This window comes from Aureibacillus halotolerans (genome assembly GCF_004363045.1).
GTDB classification, from domain to species: domain Bacteria; phylum Bacillota; class Bacilli; order Bacillales; family DSM-28697; genus Aureibacillus; species Aureibacillus halotolerans.
The window spans coordinates 302842-317043 of sequence record NZ_SNYJ01000001.1 but is presented as its reverse complement, the minus strand read 5'-3'; the positions used below and the strand labels follow the sequence as shown (position 1 = coordinate 317043).

Genomic DNA, 14202 nt, shown 5'->3' with positions numbered 1-14202 from the left:
GACGTTAGGACAGTCTTTTTAAGTAACTGAGTAGTTGAACCATAACATGAAGAAACAGCCTCCTACGTTGGACGTTAGGGGCTGTTTCAATTCGTAAAGGAATGTTTCCATTGCCATTATGCAGAACTGCTTATTTAGCTCGTTGCACAATGTACTCCATCAATCGTTTTAAAAACGGGAATTCTTTTTCTGCTTCATCCAATGCTTCATTCGCTAAACAATAATGTTCCCACATTTCATGCGTGGCGCCTTCTTGTCCTAGAATAGTGACAAAGGTTGAGGTGTTATTTTCGGCATCTTGCCCCACTGGCTTTCCGAGTGTACGTTGATCACTTTGCTGATCAAGGAGGTCATCTTTGATTTGGAAAGCAATGCCGGCATGATAGGCAAATGACTTTAATATCTCAATGTCCTTCGCAGGTGCTTGCGCGAGCATTGCGGGCATGACAAGAGAGGCTTCAAAGGCAACACCAGTTTTGTAAAAGCATAGTGTATTAAGCTCCTCCAAGGAGAGCTCTTTTCCTTTTGAGTGCAAATCCATCGCCTGACCGATGCACAAATCCTGGGCCTTCCGTGATGAATACTGCATTACGGCTAGTTGTGATTTTGAATCAAAGCCTGCCAGTGAGGATTGCTCCTCGATGGCTTTTTGAATTAAGAATAGACCAGAGAGCTCTGCCGTCCCAGAGTCATGCAACTCATGGAGCGTCGGACGTCCACGTCTTGCTGAAGAATTGTCCTGAGAAGGCAGGTCATCGAAAATTAAAGAGGCGGTGTGCAGGTATTCTAACGACTTCAAGAGAGGCCTTATCGCCTTCTCAGAAATCCCATAATGCTTGACGCCAATGACCCAGGCTAAAATAGGTCGTAGCCGCTTTCCATCTCCAGTCAGGCTATAATTTGCTGCGCCAAAAATCGTTTCTGCGATCTCTGGTCCTTCTTCTGCTTTTGGAATTAAAAGTTCATCGTTAATTTGATCACGAACGGTCGTCGTAATCTCAAGGAAAGCCTTAGTTTCTTCTTTATCCTTTGTAAGCCCATTGACCATTTCATCCCGAAGCAGCTTGTCGAGGAAATCGACATCCTTCGCTTTTTTCACTAAGAATTGCAGTCGATGATTTAACGCAGCATCGTCCGGCGCAAAAATGGCCATCAGTTCATTGTATTTTTCAGTGCCCAATCGTTCCTTACTACGCTTGAGTCCATTAATGGCACGATCAAGAATGACTTCACGCGTTTTGGCATCGGAGTGATACACGTCATGAATCAAGTAGGAAATCACTGCTAAATAAAGCTCAAACGGGTTAATAAGGTCAGGGCGCTGGGCGTGGTACTTATAATAGTACGTATACGGCGTTACCTGCTCATGTTCCAAGTCATCAAAAAGGTCAGTGAAGTCATCAGACAACTGATTGTAGATCCCATAATAAAAGGTTCTTTCATCATAGCCAACATCCTCACTTGCGTTGATGATCGAACGCACAATCAAGCGTGAGGATGCAGATTTTCCAATGACGGGAAGATATAGATCTTCATTGCTATACGTCGTATCAGTGAGTTCTTTGACGCGATCAATGTCTTGGAAATGGAAAAAAAGATAGGACTGTTCAAAAAATAACGCTTTTGCGTCTGGTTGCTGCTGATTGCGTATATACTCAAAGGCTTCTTTCAGTTCTGAATGGATAAATTGAATTGTTTTTTTGTTGTCCCCTTTCCATTCGCCTAATTCTGGGACAACGCCTGTGAGCAATGAGCTGCGAATAATGCGTGTGTATTGGTTTTTTTCCTGTTTGTTCAGTACATCAGAATCAAGAAGATCATCAATGAACGGGTAGGTTAATCCGTAGGCGTATCCGAGTCGGATAGCCTGAGCCAAGCGCCGCGAACGTCCTTCTTTAGACAATTCCTCTTGTTCTGCGCTCATGTCCTCAATAACATGCATGACGACACCAACGATGATTTTGATAAGCTTTCGTTGCGCATGCTCAGGGTTTAATTCCTTTGGCAACTGCTTGCTGACGAATGCCAGTTTATCAAGAACCCAAATAATTGTATTTTCGATTTTTTCCTTTTGCGCCCAACGATACACTTTATCCAGCGTCATCTGTGTGGATTGTGAAGATAGTAAACGCGCCCTAGTGTCGGCGATTACAGCTTGGATGCGAGTCTGCGTCACTGGGGAGCTCAATGCCTTCCCAAGATCACGTAAATAAATGTATGAAATGCTGCGGTCAAGATACGCGTCAAGCTTTCCCGATGAATTGAGCAAGCGGATATAGTCATTGGAATTGTTTTCACCCGTCGATTTTTGTCCTTTTGCAATCCATGACAGCCAAGGAAGCGAAGATACATGTTGCTTTTTCCATAGCAATAAATCATTATTTATCCGAGCACTATATGTTTTGTTGGCAATGTGTTGTTGTAGATCAGAGAAATAGTCTGCCGCTTTTTGCTCAGCAGCTTGGAACCATTGATCTGCTTGATTGGTGAAATCAGTTTTCATGGAGTAAACTCCTTGTAAAATTAAATTATGATTCAGTACGGATCTCTTCTAAAGTATATACGTTCATAGATGACTGAGGTTTCAACAATATAAAAAGTCTTTGATGTTTTCTTGGGAGATGTAGAAAGAGCCCATTCAGTGCATAAGCTTCTCTAACCATACCTTGAATCCGATAGAAGGAAATCGGTCGGAAGGAGGAGAACATCGAGATGATTGTTACTGCGCCTAAAGACTGTATTCATAGAACGCTGTATCAAAGCGGTCAAACACACGTTGCTCACGAACCTTCTTAAACCCATTGGCCTCGTAAAACGCACAAAGCGCAGGACGATCAGCGGCACAATCTAAACGGAGAAACGCTTTGTTTTGCTTGCGTGCTTCGTTTTTGGCAAAATCAATCATACATGAAGCCAGTCCTTGGCCACTAAACTGCCGTCTTACGCATAGCTTGTGCAAAAACAATGAATCGCCTTTTGATTCATTAGGCCAAAAAAAGCGATCGATCTCTTGGAGGACAATTGTCGCAGCTGGTGTACCTTGAACAAACCCGATATACATTTCTTCAAGAGCATATTGTTTAAGGATGTGTCCTTTTGAAACATCCTCAATCGTCCACATGGCTTTGTCTTCGTCGTTAAGCCATTGCACAGCTTCTAATAATATTGAGCAGAAAATCTCTAGATTTGTATGTGTAACGCGTTCGACGGTGATGTCCATGCTCTTATGCCTCCAAAGTATAAATAAAAGTTGAACGTATACAAAGTAAACCGTATAATAAGACTAATAAAGGAGCCGTGCTGACACACGACTCCCCGCACAGTAGATCGCTTTAAGCGGTCGGCTTCGGTAGTTTGATGAGAAATAGACCACTCACCTTACCTAAGGGCGGTCTATTTCTTTTGGTTGAAGGACGCAACAATGACAACGACCAGCGTAACGAGTGCAACAACAAACGCACCAAAACTGATCATAAGCGTCAAAGCGTCTTTAACCTCCACAGGCATCCCTCCCTTCAAATGAGAGGTAGCCGACCACCCTAAAAGCCGTTCCATGTGCTTGGTTGAATTGTATCATAGAATAATGGATATGAGAGACGATTAGAACACAAATGTAATAGAAATGAATGCGAGTCTACTATACAAAACCAGCCTGTTACGAGACATCCGTAGCAGGCTGGTTTAGGTGTGAGTGAATTGAATTATTCACTAAGATTCAACTGGAGAAGAGAAGTAAGAAGAATGGCTGGTGCACTAAATCGCAAGCTTCCCTTTTGCTTCATGGAAGGGATTCCTTACTTAGGCAACTCAACCACCTTCCATATAGTAGGGCGATTTTCGCGTGGTTTACTGCGCGATCTACTCCATTCGCGGAATGATGCGGGTGTTGTCAGCGCATACCGCGGCGATTGATCTGAACGAACGACCCAAGCATCATTCCCATCCAAGCGGATTTCCTCGTGCCCATCAGGTCGGCAGAGCCCCGGGGAGCACAAGCCATCGTGCAGAAGCAGAGGCTATTCGTTTTTTCATGGCATCAGCTCACCTTCTACTGGTTTCGTTTTCGTATGTAGCGTGATTCTCTTGATTCCATGATAATTAACCTATATTGTAAAAGTTAGAACACCGAAGATTTCAGCATCAATCCCAATTCAAGAACACTTGCGAACGGAGGAACCCTTTTGCATGAAAGACTGCGCATGCTGCTGGAGCGTGATGGCCGGATCGAGCCGGATGACGTGATGTCCATACATTTCGACCGGGAGAGCTTTACGGTGGGCGAGGAGATCATCTTCCAGTTTGCCTATTTCACGATCAATATGATCCATGGCGAATACCTGGAGGTCCATGAGAATCAGGAGCTTTACGTAAACCTTTCCGATCTGTACGCCAGCGAGCTGGCTTCCCACATGGAGGAGAATGTGGAGCTGTATGTCAGGTCGTAGAAGGCTGGAACGGGGCGGTGGGCAGGTCCTACCTCCCAAATAAACAGCGGTTAATAAAGTTGGCTAATCGTTGATCTACTGCTTGACTTGTTGATTATTTGCCAGGTCACGACTTCTTGGCGGAAATAAACCGATATAAAAACGAGGTATTTTCACTGATGAGGTTCCCGGTGAAACTGATTTCATTCTCTACATGTTGATTCCCTGTTGACTCTCGGACATAGAAAATACACCGCCTAAGGTCTCAGCCTACAGGGCGGTGTATTTGTGTCCTATATCCTGTATACTCTAGCTCTGTCCTACTTTTCCCCCGTCGCCACCGGATTCTCACTGTACGAGATCCAATCGCTCCAACTACCCGCATACAGCTTCACGTTGTCAAAGCCTGCTTCTTTTAGGGCGAGTATGTTTGGACACGCGGATACACCTGAACCACAATAAACGATGATCTCCTCATGAGCAGGCAAGTTGGCGAAATGGGTTATTAGGTCGTCCGCTGATTTCCATTGCTCCGTGCCATCATTTAATACGTCTTTCCAAAACAAATTGATGGCTCCTGGGATGTGCCCTGCTACAGGATCAATCGGTTCTTCTATCCCGAGATAACGGTTGCTCTCTCGTGAGTCGACGAGCAACGTTCGTTCTTCGGTGAGCCGATTTTTCACCTCGATCATGCTGACAAGCTCGTCTGTTCTAGGCTGAGGTGTAAAGGTTCGTTTCTCAGGGGTCGTGACCTGTGTTGTCGTCTCAAAATCTTCCTCAACCCACGCTTGATACCCACCGTCTAATACATACACTTCAGGATGACCTAGATAATGAAGCAACCACCAAAAACGTGAGGCCATGGCACCGCCTTGGGCATCATAAGCAACGACGGTTTTCGTAGAATCAATGCCCCAACGGCCAAATAAGGTAGCCAGCTGTTCTTCAGGAGGTAGGGGGTGCCGCCCTCCATGAATCTGTTTTGGGGATGACAAATCTTTGTCAAGGTCCGCATAGACCGCTCCAGGGATATGCCCTTCAAGGTAGGCGTTTCTTCCATACGTGGAGTCTTGTAAAGAAAAACGGCAATCGACAACAACGACATTTTCAGCAGGGTCATGAAGCTTTCCATACAACCATGCAACGTCCACTACGTAAGCCATCTTAGTTCGCCCCTTTCAATATCATTTATTCTAGTGTACCAAAAATATCAACCGACGAGAGACGGATTAGCCTCAATCCTTCATGTAGGGAATGACCTTTCTTCGTTCGTTATAGGTCTTTTTCCATAAGAGTGTTCCGCAGAAAAACACGACCATTGCCACTCAATTCGCTGGTGCTTTCCCCGTAAACTAGAAGAGGGTAGGAGAGTGAGTGGAATGAGACGAATTGCTTTAGTTCTAGTTTTAGGTGGCGTGCTTGCAGCCTATGTGACGGGTGCATTTGATATTGTTGAAAAAGAATTGTCTGCTTTTATCGATGTAGACACATCGGATAATCAAGTAGAGCTCCCGGCTATATTTGCCTGGCTCGGCTTTGGAGGATCTAGCAAAAGTTTTCCAGCAGGCACCAGCAATGAAAATGGAAAGCCGCGTGTCGTCTTTTTCGATGTTGGTCAAGGCGACGCAAGTCTTATACAAACTGCAAATGCCAATGTGTTAATTGACACAGGAAATCAAGCGAGCATTGTCCAAGATTTAAAGGATCACGACGTGGAAAAACTGGATGCTTTAGTATTAACTCACCCACATGATGACCATATTCGTTATGCTGATAAAATCATTGAAGAATTTGATCCAAAGCACATCATTACCAATGGTGTTTACAATGGGACAAAAAATGAAGATCGTTTTCTTGATGCAATGGAAGAGAAACAAAAGGTGCTTGATGTCCCAAAGCCAGGCGAGATTTTCTCTATTGATGACATTGCCCTTCATTTTTACGGACCTGTCCAAGTTACCGGTGACACAAACAATGATTCGCTCGTCTTCAAAGCAGAAGTGGATGGTGTAGATGTGTTGTTTACAGGAGATGCAGAAATCGATGGTGAGGCAGCCGTTGCGCCATCTTTAGAGCCTGTTGATGTGTATCATGTTGGGCATCATGGCTCGAAAACGTCGAGTAGTCCAGCACTGTTAGATGCAATCAACCCAAAAATTGCGATATACTCGGCAAAAAAGGACAACAAGTACGGACACCCTCATAAAGAAGTGATTGATCGTTTAAAGGCAAAAAGCGTTAAGGTCTACGGAACCGATAAGCATGGGACGATATACTTGAACATTCGTAACGGAAAGCCCACAATAATGACAACAAAGGGGAACGTCAAGCAGATTGATTTGCCTGCTTGGCTTGGGGTATGCTCGGAAGAACTGACGGAAGAAGAGATTGCGGAAATGGAGGAAGCCGTCGCAGACGTTGGGAATGAACGTATAAAGGAAGTAATGGAACGACGGCCTATTGAATCCATCGAAGAGCTGCAGAACATAGACGCTAACGGCGTAAATAAAATTACCGAGATCATTAAAAAACTTAACTCATGCCTTGAGAGAGAGGAGAATAACGAATGAGCTGGGGAGTTATTGACCGAATTGAGGATGGCTATGTCACGGTACTTGTAGGGGAGGATGCGATTTCCTATGACATTCCTGTTGAAAAGGCACCAAAAAAACTCAAAGACGGCATGCGTTGTCATGTCACAATTGAAAATAATGAAATCGTGCTGCTTGTGCCAGACATTAGAGCAACGATAGATGCAAAAAAGCGTGGACAGGAACGGATGGATCGTTTAAGGAGAAAAGAGTAATTCTACATAAAAAAGAGTGAACCAATGCGTTATCGGTTCACTCTTTTTTGATATGAAAAATGCAAACCTAGAGGCAATCACATCAAGGATGTAGTACGTATACCCCCCCAGATTTTATCGCAAATTCGATTTTGTCAGACGACGTTTTTGTTGCTGGTATCCCTTTCCCGTCCTGGTAAACGCCAGTGACATCAGCAGAACGGACGACGGCATACCCATCATGATCGGTTTGCAGGGTCGCCTCAACGAGCACGCCATTTTCCCAGGAAATATCGATGGTGATCCCTCCACGGGCACGAATCCCTTTCACGTAACCCCTTTTCCATGCTTTGGGCAATGCCGGTAAAAGATGAATTTCTTTATTTTGGCTTTGCAAAAGCATTTCTGCAATCCCAGCCGTTCCACCGAAATTGCCATCGATTTGGAATGGTGGGTGATCATCAAGCAAGCTTGGTAACGTTGATTTTTGTAGGAGTGCCTGCACATTTTGATACGCTTTTTCGCTATCATGCAGTCGCGCCCAGAAATTAATAATCCAGGCACGGCTCCAGCCTGTATGACCACCACCGGATGCTAAGCGCCGTTCCAGCGTCACTCGGGCCGCCTCAGCGAGCTCTGGAGTTTTAAGCGGTGTAATCGCAGAACCAGGGTGCAAGGCAAACAAATGCGAAATATGGCGATGACCAGGTTCTTTTTCTTCATAATCCTCGACCCATTCCATGATTTGCCCGTGCTTGCCAATCGAGGTTGGCGGCAGTTTTGCTAATGTCTCAGCAATTTCATCTAAAATCGCATCTTTCGCTTTTAAGATCTTTCCAGCCGAGAGACATGCCGTAAAGAGTTCATGTAATATTTGCGAATCCATAGTTGGCCCATAGCACAGCACACCAGATTCGCCATTTGGCAGGATAAATGTATTCTCAGGAGAAACAGACGGGCATGTGACGAGATACCCTTCAGGTGATTCGACAAGGAAATCAATAAAAAAGAGCGCCGCATCCTTCATTGTGTGAAAAGCTTTCTCCAAAAAGGTACGATCTTGTGTGAATTGATAGTGCTCCCACAAATGAAGACAAAGCCATGCGGAGCTCATTGGCCAGTACGATGCAGGCAGATACGTATCCTGAGGAGCTGTATCTGCCCATATGTCCGTGTTGTGGTGAGACGTAAATCCTCGTGCCCCGTACATTTTTCTTGCGGTAATTCGGCCAGGTGTGCGCATGCGCTCCAGATGTTCAAACAAAGGAAGATGACATTCTGGCAAATGACAAGTTTCGGCAAGCCAATAGTTCATTTGCGTATTAATATTGACGGTGAATTTGCTCCCCCATGGCGGGAGGAATTCCTTGTTCCAAATCCCTTGCAAGTTTGCTGGCAGTGAGCCAGGTCGACTCGAAGAGATTAACAAGTATCGCCCAAATTGAAAATACAAGGCTGTAAGCTCATGATCCTCATGTCCAGCTTTTACACGTGCCAAACGTTCTTCAGTGTCCAATCCTTGTAAATCTCCTAGACTTTCACCGAACTGTAAATCAACACGCGAATACAACGCTTGATAATCTGCTTTGTGACGCTGGTAGAGCATTTCTCCATCAAAATGAGAAGCTTCATATAGTGTTTGCAAACAAGCTTCAATTGGAATCGCATGACGAAAGCTTGTGCCAGCCGATAAAAGCAGCACCGCGCTATCTGCCCCCGTTACGATGGCATATTCACCGATCAGCTCAAGCGTCCCGCCTTCAGGAACCAGCTGCAAGGCCATGGCATAGTTACAGCCATGCGCGCCACCAGCATTGCCTTCCATGACAATCATGTCGTCACTTTCTTGACGGACACGATCCACATAGCGCCATTGTTGACGATCCAATTTTGTTTTAAAGGTGAGCGCACCTGGTGTAGTTGCCGTTAACCGAATGGCAAGCACTTGATCTGTGTAGCTCGAGAAGATCTCTCTTTTAAAAGTAGTGTCACCTACATTAAATTGAACTCTCGCTACACCATCTACTAAATCAAGCTCTCTTGTATAGTCACTCACGTTTCCTTCAGGTAAAGAGTAGTAAATGTCCAAGTCACCGAGTGGCACATAATGGCGTTGTGCTTCAGGTAAACCAGACAACGCCATTGACGCTAGTTCTTCTGCTTTTGATAGTTCACCGTTAAAAATACGGCGACGGATTTCAGGCAAATGGGTCAGTGCATCAGGATTATTGCGATCTCGAGGACCACCATGCCAAAGAGAGTCTTCATTCAGCTGAATATGTTCATGTGCTGCCTCGCCAAAGACCATTCCTCCAAGTCGACCATTCCCTATAGGCAATGCCTCATTCCAATTCTTTGCATGGTGCTTGTACCATAGTTTGGTTGTTCTCACGGGTTCACCTCATCGTTATGTATTGGTGGGTTGAGTTGATCTATTAATTTCATATAATACAGTGTAGCATAAAAAAAACAACAGTTATAAATAGTTCGAATACGGAAGGTTATTCAATAAGAAAATTTTGATTTGTGTTGGAGATAGTTATTTTTATTTTGATTTATTTTTGATTAGTTGGTAAATTTAAAGAATAAGCTTTAATTAGAGAGAAAGGGAGGGTTCAATATGGCTGTTCATCTAATCAAGCAATTGCAAATCAGAAAAAAAAGACGCTATTACCGGAAAAGTCTTAGTTGGCTCTTGTTTGTGGCTAGTATTCCTGGGCTCATTACCGGCATTAGCTTGTATCTACTTGCTACTGGTAGCCTTGAATCCCAGCTCCTTTCCCAGCATCATAATCAGATTCAAAAACAAGCCAAAACAATTGATGATCAACTGAGCTCTTTGGAGAACAGTATAGGGCATTGGTCGTTCCAACCGAATTTTGGACAAGATTTGTCAGGGGTCGATCTTTCTTCAGAATTTCAAACAGCCTGGGATCTAAGCAAATCGCTCGTTATTGTTCAAGGATCACATCCCTTAATAAGAAAAGTTGAATTGTACATAGATCATACTTCCCAAGGTCCAGTTGTGTTTAGTCCTGGCGTGTTTTCGGTGGAAGAGAAGTCTCTTCAAGAGGCCTTCAATGCGCTAATGGACCGACCGCAGCACGTGTTTTGGCAGCATTGGGACAAAGTAAATGCGAACTATAGTTATGAAGGAATGATCTTTGTACATAAAGCACCTGGGAACAGCTTAAGCCCATATGGTGCGTTAATTGTTCGAATTGATGAAGAAAGGTTGTCGTCGATGCTTCAAGGATTCACATCATTAGAAGGCGGAATCTCTTTGCTGCTCAATGAGAATAATGAACTAATTTCAGAGGCATCAGAGGGGCAAAACAATGAGATGGAGCAATGGCTTGTGGATAAGGTGGCAAGCCAACCAGAACAGAACGGCTCGTTCAGTATGGATTGGCAGGGTACTTCCTACAGTGTGTCGTATGGCCAAATGAACCGTACACATTCAGATTGGAGATATATTTCTGCCGCTCCGATGAGTGCCATCACGTCTCCTGTAATTAAGGCGTCAAATATTATTCTTTGGATTAGTGTAGCCGGCTTCTTGGTCGCCATCGTTTTGTCGTTGCTTGCATCAAGACGGATCTATTCGCCAATTGAACGTTTAGTTGAGTCGGTCGGGAAAGGGTTTCATCAAGAAGATGGAGATCGGGATATAGATGAGTTCCAGCTCATTGAAAAAAGGTGGGAAAATCTCACGGGGGAGAGCCAGTCCTTGCAGCACCGTCTTGAGGAGCATCTTCCACAAGTGAAGGAAGGGTTTCTATACCGTCTCCTCCATGGACAGTATGATGCGTATGAGCTTAATGATCTTGAAGAGCAGATGCAAACCTTTGGTTGGGAGATGGGTGAGCGCACACTACAATTTTTCTATGTCCATTTAACGGGAAGTTATACTGAGGCACAGCCATTCTCAGACGAAGATGATACCCTCATTCTTTTCGCGGCGACAAACATCGTTCGTGAGTTTGCTGAGGAGATCTTTGAACAGTCTATTTCTTTAAATGTACATAACATGTCTGTTGGAGTGCTCGTTTTTTCGTCAAGTCAAGGTTCTTTAAAAGCGGACATCGAACGATTTTCAGCAAAGATAACGGAGGCCATCAATCAATTGCTTTTTAGACAAGTCACCCTTGTCGTATCATCTGAAATTCCTAATGTGAAAGCAATCTCAACTGCATATTCTAAAACAGTTGAGACGGTGAGTTATCGAAACATTGTTGAAAAAAATCAAGTCATTTATTTAGAAAATGTTCAGTCAAATGACGAAGCAACTGATTTTGTTTACCCACTCGCCCTTGAAAAGGAGATTATCCAAGCCATGCGTACAGGACAAGAAGGTCAAGTACTTTCCCTAGTGAAACGGTTCATGACAATCGTGTCTACACAGTATCAAAAAGAATATATCGTCCAGCAATACATGCTTCAGTTATTAGGAGCCATGCAACAGCAAATCGTTTCATCATCGGTATTGCCTCACTGGCTTTTACAGTCGAAAACAATATTTGAACGCTTTATGGATGTACGAGGCTTGGACGAAATGGTGTCTTGGGTACACGCAGAAGTCATTGTTCCTTACACGACAGAAATGCAAAAAAAGACAAATGATCATCATAAGAAAATGTCAGAAGACGTTGTCTCTTATTTGCAGGAGCACTATACAGAGGATGTGTCTTTGGACTTTTGTGCAGAGATGATCGGAACAAGCCCGTACACCCTTAGTAAAGCGTTTAAGGCGACCATGGGCGTCAACTTTGTCGAGTATGTCACAGACTTGCGAATCAATCACGCCAAAAAAATGCTACAGCAGACAGACCGGTCCATTCGGTTTATTTCTAACGAAGTAGGCTATCAACAGAGTTATTTCAATCGCATATTTAAAAAAGTCGAAGGGATGACGCCAGGAGAGTACAGGAAGAAGAAGTTTCACAAGTAGTCCAAACCGGCAAAAAAGTGCAAGGTAGTAAAAATAAACTCAACATGTATGCGCTTTCATAAAGCAAAAATGTATGATTGCTTGATTCATCGTTTCTTCATATGCTAGAAATCACAATTAGCCATGGTGGCTAGTTTAAAAGTGCTTCATAGCAATTGAAGGGAGAGAGATGAATGGGGAAAGGTTCTCTAAAAGTAGCGCGTGATCACACTGAGACGTTGCCGATAACCGCACCAAAAGTCCATTGGATGACGCGCTTTTCAAGAGATCGTTGGCTTTATGTATTGTTGCTTCCTGGCGTGCTTTATTTCTTAATATTTAAATATTGGCCGATGTGGGGTGTGTTAATCTCTTTTCAAAACTACCAGCCCTTCCTAGGGTTCTGGCAAAGTGAATGGGTCGGTTTTGAGCATTTTCAAGCATTTTTTCAAAATCCCGATTTCTTTCGTTTATTCCGAAATACGCTAATGCTCGCTCTGTACGATTTAATCTTTTTCTTTCCAGCTCCGATCATTTTGGCATTACTTCTTAATGAAATCAGACTATCCTTTTACAAGCGGTTCGTGCAAACGCTCGTTTACGTGCCACACTTTATCTCTATGGTTATCGTGGCAAGTATCACCTATATCCTGTTAACGACACAAGGTGGTGGCTTAAACAATCTAATCGCATCATGGACAGGAGAAAAAATTGATTTCCTCTCCAGTGAAGATTGGTTCAGGCCGCTCATCATTTTGCAAATTATGTGGAAAGAGACAGGCTGGGGAACCATTATCTTTTTGGCAGCTCTCGCAGGTGTAGATGTAGAGCAATATGAGGCAGCAATCATGGATGGAGCGGGTCGTTTTCGCCGAATGTGGCATATCACTTTGCCTGCCATCAGTGGAGTTATTGCAATCTTATTAATCTTAAGACTCGGAAGCTTCATGGACAATGGATTTGAACAAATCTTTCTAATGAAAAACTCTCTAAATAGTGATGTTGCAGACGTATTTGATACGTATGTGTATGAGATGGGGATAACCATGGGTAGCTTTAGCTATAGTACAGCCGTCGGTTTATTTAAAGCGGTGATTGGTATTGTTCTCGTATTAGGAAGTAACTATATTGTGAAGCGCATGGGTCAGCCAGGTCTTTATTAGGAGGGAAGAGATGAGCAAGCACTATAATTCAACATCCGGTCGTGTATTTGATGTATTTAATTACATTTTTCTTGGGTTATTTTCAATTGTGACCATCCTGCCATTTGTTTATATTTTTGGTGGCTCATTTGCTACAGAAGCAGAATTGACCGCACGTCCCTTTTTCCTCATCCCTAGAGAGTTTTCCTTAAGTGCGTATCAGTACATTTTCTCATCTGATACAATCTTTCGAAGCATTGGTGTTTCAATGTTTGTAACGGTGGCAGGCACAATCGTCAACCTTTTGTTTACGGTAACCATGGCCTATGCCCTTTCTAGAAGAAATTTGATGGGACGCAACCTGATCATGAATCTCGTCATTTTCTCCATGCTTTTTGGTGGGGGGATGATTCCCACGTTTCTCGTTGTAAAAGATTTGGGGATGTTAGATACGTATTGGGCGTTGATCTTACCTGGAGCCATCAGTGCATTTAATCTGATCATTGTCAAAAACTTCTTCCAATCACTTCCTCCTGGACTTGAGGAAGCTGCTCGAATTGACGGCTGTAACGATATGGGAGTGCTTTGGCGAATTGTTTTGCCTTTATCAAAGCCAGTTCTAGCAACCTTTGGTCTATTTTATGCTGTTGGTCATTGGAACAATTTCTTTTCGGCGTTACTTTATATTAACGATTCCACGATGTGGCCCCTGCAGGTTATGCTTCGGGAGATCGTCATGCTCTCTCAGGCAACCGTCGGGGATATGAGTGCTCTCAATGACCAATTTATAAAGCCACCAGAACAAGCAGTAAAAATGGCAGTTATTGTTGTAGGCACAGTTCCAATTCTACTTGTGTATCCATTTTTGCAAAAACACTTTGCAAAAGGTGTTCTGCTAGGTTCTGTGAAAGGTTAGAA

General features: G+C 43.7%; 11 protein-coding genes. 6 read left to right on the top strand and 5 right to left on the bottom strand.

Annotated features, from left to right (window positions below; all coding sequences use genetic code 11):
• Window positions 1–130: 130 nt before the first annotated feature.
• The 3 genes from EV213_RS01450 to EV213_RS01440 all read right to left on the bottom strand — a co-directional run bounded on the left by EV213_RS01450 (window position 131) and on the right by EV213_RS01440 (window position 3507).
• Window positions 131–2503 (bottom strand): polyprenyl synthetase family protein, encoded by a 2373-nt coding sequence (locus EV213_RS01450; protein ID WP_133578692.1) that lies wholly within the window; start codon window positions 2501–2503, stop codon window positions 131–133.
• A 225-nt stretch (window positions 2504–2728) separates the two neighbouring features.
• Complete coding sequence (locus EV213_RS01445; RefSeq protein ID WP_133578691.1) at window positions 2729–3220, bottom strand: GNAT family N-acetyltransferase; 492 nt, start codon at window positions 3218–3220, stop codon at window positions 2729–2731.
• 173 nt (window positions 3221–3393) lie between these two features.
• A complete protein-coding gene (locus EV213_RS01440) occupies window positions 3394–3507 on the bottom strand; it encodes a putative holin-like toxin (RefSeq protein WP_424923008.1) in 114 nt (37 codons plus the stop codon).
• 674 nt (window positions 3508–4181) lie between these two features.
• Between EV213_RS01440 and EV213_RS01435 the strand changes: the two genes are divergently transcribed.
• A complete protein-coding gene (locus EV213_RS01435) occupies window positions 4182–4445 on the top strand; it encodes a hypothetical protein (RefSeq protein ID WP_133578689.1) in 264 nt (87 codons plus the stop codon).
• 299 nt (window positions 4446–4744) lie between these two features.
• Here EV213_RS01435 and EV213_RS01430 read toward each other — a convergent pair whose 3' ends face one another.
• Window positions 4745–5590 (bottom strand): sulfurtransferase, encoded by an 846-nt coding sequence (locus EV213_RS01430; protein ID WP_133578688.1) that lies wholly within the window; start codon window positions 5588–5590, stop codon window positions 4745–4747.
• Between the two features lie 216 nt (window positions 5591–5806).
• Between EV213_RS01430 and EV213_RS01425 the strand changes: the two genes are divergently transcribed.
• Both EV213_RS01425 and EV213_RS01420 read left to right on the top strand, forming a co-directional pair.
• On the top strand, window positions 5807–6997 hold the full coding sequence (locus EV213_RS01425; RefSeq protein WP_133578687.1) for a ComEC/Rec2 family competence protein: 1191 nt from the start codon (window positions 5807–5809) through the stop codon (window positions 6995–6997).
• The gene (locus tag EV213_RS01420) at window positions 6994–7233 is read left to right on the top strand and encodes a DUF3006 domain-containing protein (protein ID WP_133578686.1); all 240 of its coding nucleotides are present in this window, start codon (window positions 6994–6996) and stop codon (window positions 7231–7233) included. Before EV213_RS01425 ends, EV213_RS01420 begins: the two co-directional genes overlap by 4 nt.
• An 82-nt stretch (window positions 7234–7315) precedes the next feature.
• On the opposite strand, the gene EV213_RS01415 is transcribed toward EV213_RS01420, so the two are convergent.
• The gene (locus tag EV213_RS01415; RefSeq protein ID WP_133578685.1) at window positions 7316–9604 is read right to left on the bottom strand and encodes a glycoside hydrolase family 95 protein; all 2289 of its coding nucleotides are present in this window, start codon (window positions 9602–9604) and stop codon (window positions 7316–7318) included.
• Between the two features lie 228 nt (window positions 9605–9832).
• On the opposite strand from EV213_RS01415, the gene EV213_RS01410 reads away from it, so the two are divergent.
• The 3 genes from EV213_RS01410 to EV213_RS01400 all read left to right on the top strand — a co-directional run bounded on the left by EV213_RS01410 (window position 9833) and on the right by EV213_RS01400 (window position 14200).
• Window positions 9833–12163: an AraC family transcriptional regulator gene (locus EV213_RS01410; protein ID WP_133578684.1), complete on the top strand. Its 2331-nt coding sequence runs from the start codon at window positions 9833–9835 to the stop codon at window positions 12161–12163.
• Window positions 12164–12411: 248 nt separating this feature from the next.
• A complete protein-coding gene (locus EV213_RS01405; RefSeq protein ID WP_243739960.1) occupies window positions 12412–13305 on the top strand; it encodes an ABC transporter permease in 894 nt (297 codons plus the stop codon).
• A 10-nt stretch (window positions 13306–13315) separates the two neighbouring features.
• Complete coding sequence (locus EV213_RS01400) at window positions 13316–14200, top strand: carbohydrate ABC transporter permease (RefSeq protein WP_133578682.1); 885 nt, start codon at window positions 13316–13318, stop codon at window positions 14198–14200.
• Window positions 14201–14202: the final 2 nt, after the last annotated feature.

What these genes read in the sequence shown, in the direction of transcription:
- EV213_RS01430 (WP_133578688.1), bottom strand. Translation starts at nt 5,590, where the DNA reads ATGGCTTACGTAGTGGACGTTGCATGGTTGTATGGAAAGCTTCATGAC.
- EV213_RS01450 (WP_133578692.1), bottom strand. Translation starts at nt 2,503, where the DNA reads ATGAAAACTGATTTCACCAATCAAGCAGATCAATGGTTCCAAGCTGCT.
- EV213_RS01420 (WP_133578686.1), top strand. Translation starts at nt 6,994, where the DNA reads ATGAGCTGGGGAGTTATTGACCGAATTGAGGATGGCTATGTCACGGTA.
- EV213_RS01410 (WP_133578684.1), top strand. Translation starts at nt 9,833, where the DNA reads ATGGCTGTTCATCTAATCAAGCAATTGCAAATCAGAAAAAAAAGACGC.
- EV213_RS01440 (WP_424923008.1), bottom strand. Translation starts at nt 3,507, where the DNA reads ATGCCTGTGGAGGTTAAAGACGCTTTGACGCTTATGATCAGTTTTGGT.
- EV213_RS01400 (WP_133578682.1), top strand. Translation starts at nt 13,316, where the DNA reads ATGAGCAAGCACTATAATTCAACATCCGGTCGTGTATTTGATGTATTT.
- EV213_RS01425 (WP_133578687.1), top strand. Translation starts at nt 5,807, where the DNA reads ATGAGACGAATTGCTTTAGTTCTAGTTTTAGGTGGCGTGCTTGCAGCC.
- EV213_RS01445 (WP_133578691.1), bottom strand. Translation starts at nt 3,220, where the DNA reads ATGGACATCACCGTCGAACGCGTTACACATACAAATCTAGAGATTTTC.
- EV213_RS01405 (WP_243739960.1), top strand. Translation starts at nt 12,412, where the DNA reads ATGACGCGCTTTTCAAGAGATCGTTGGCTTTATGTATTGTTGCTTCCT.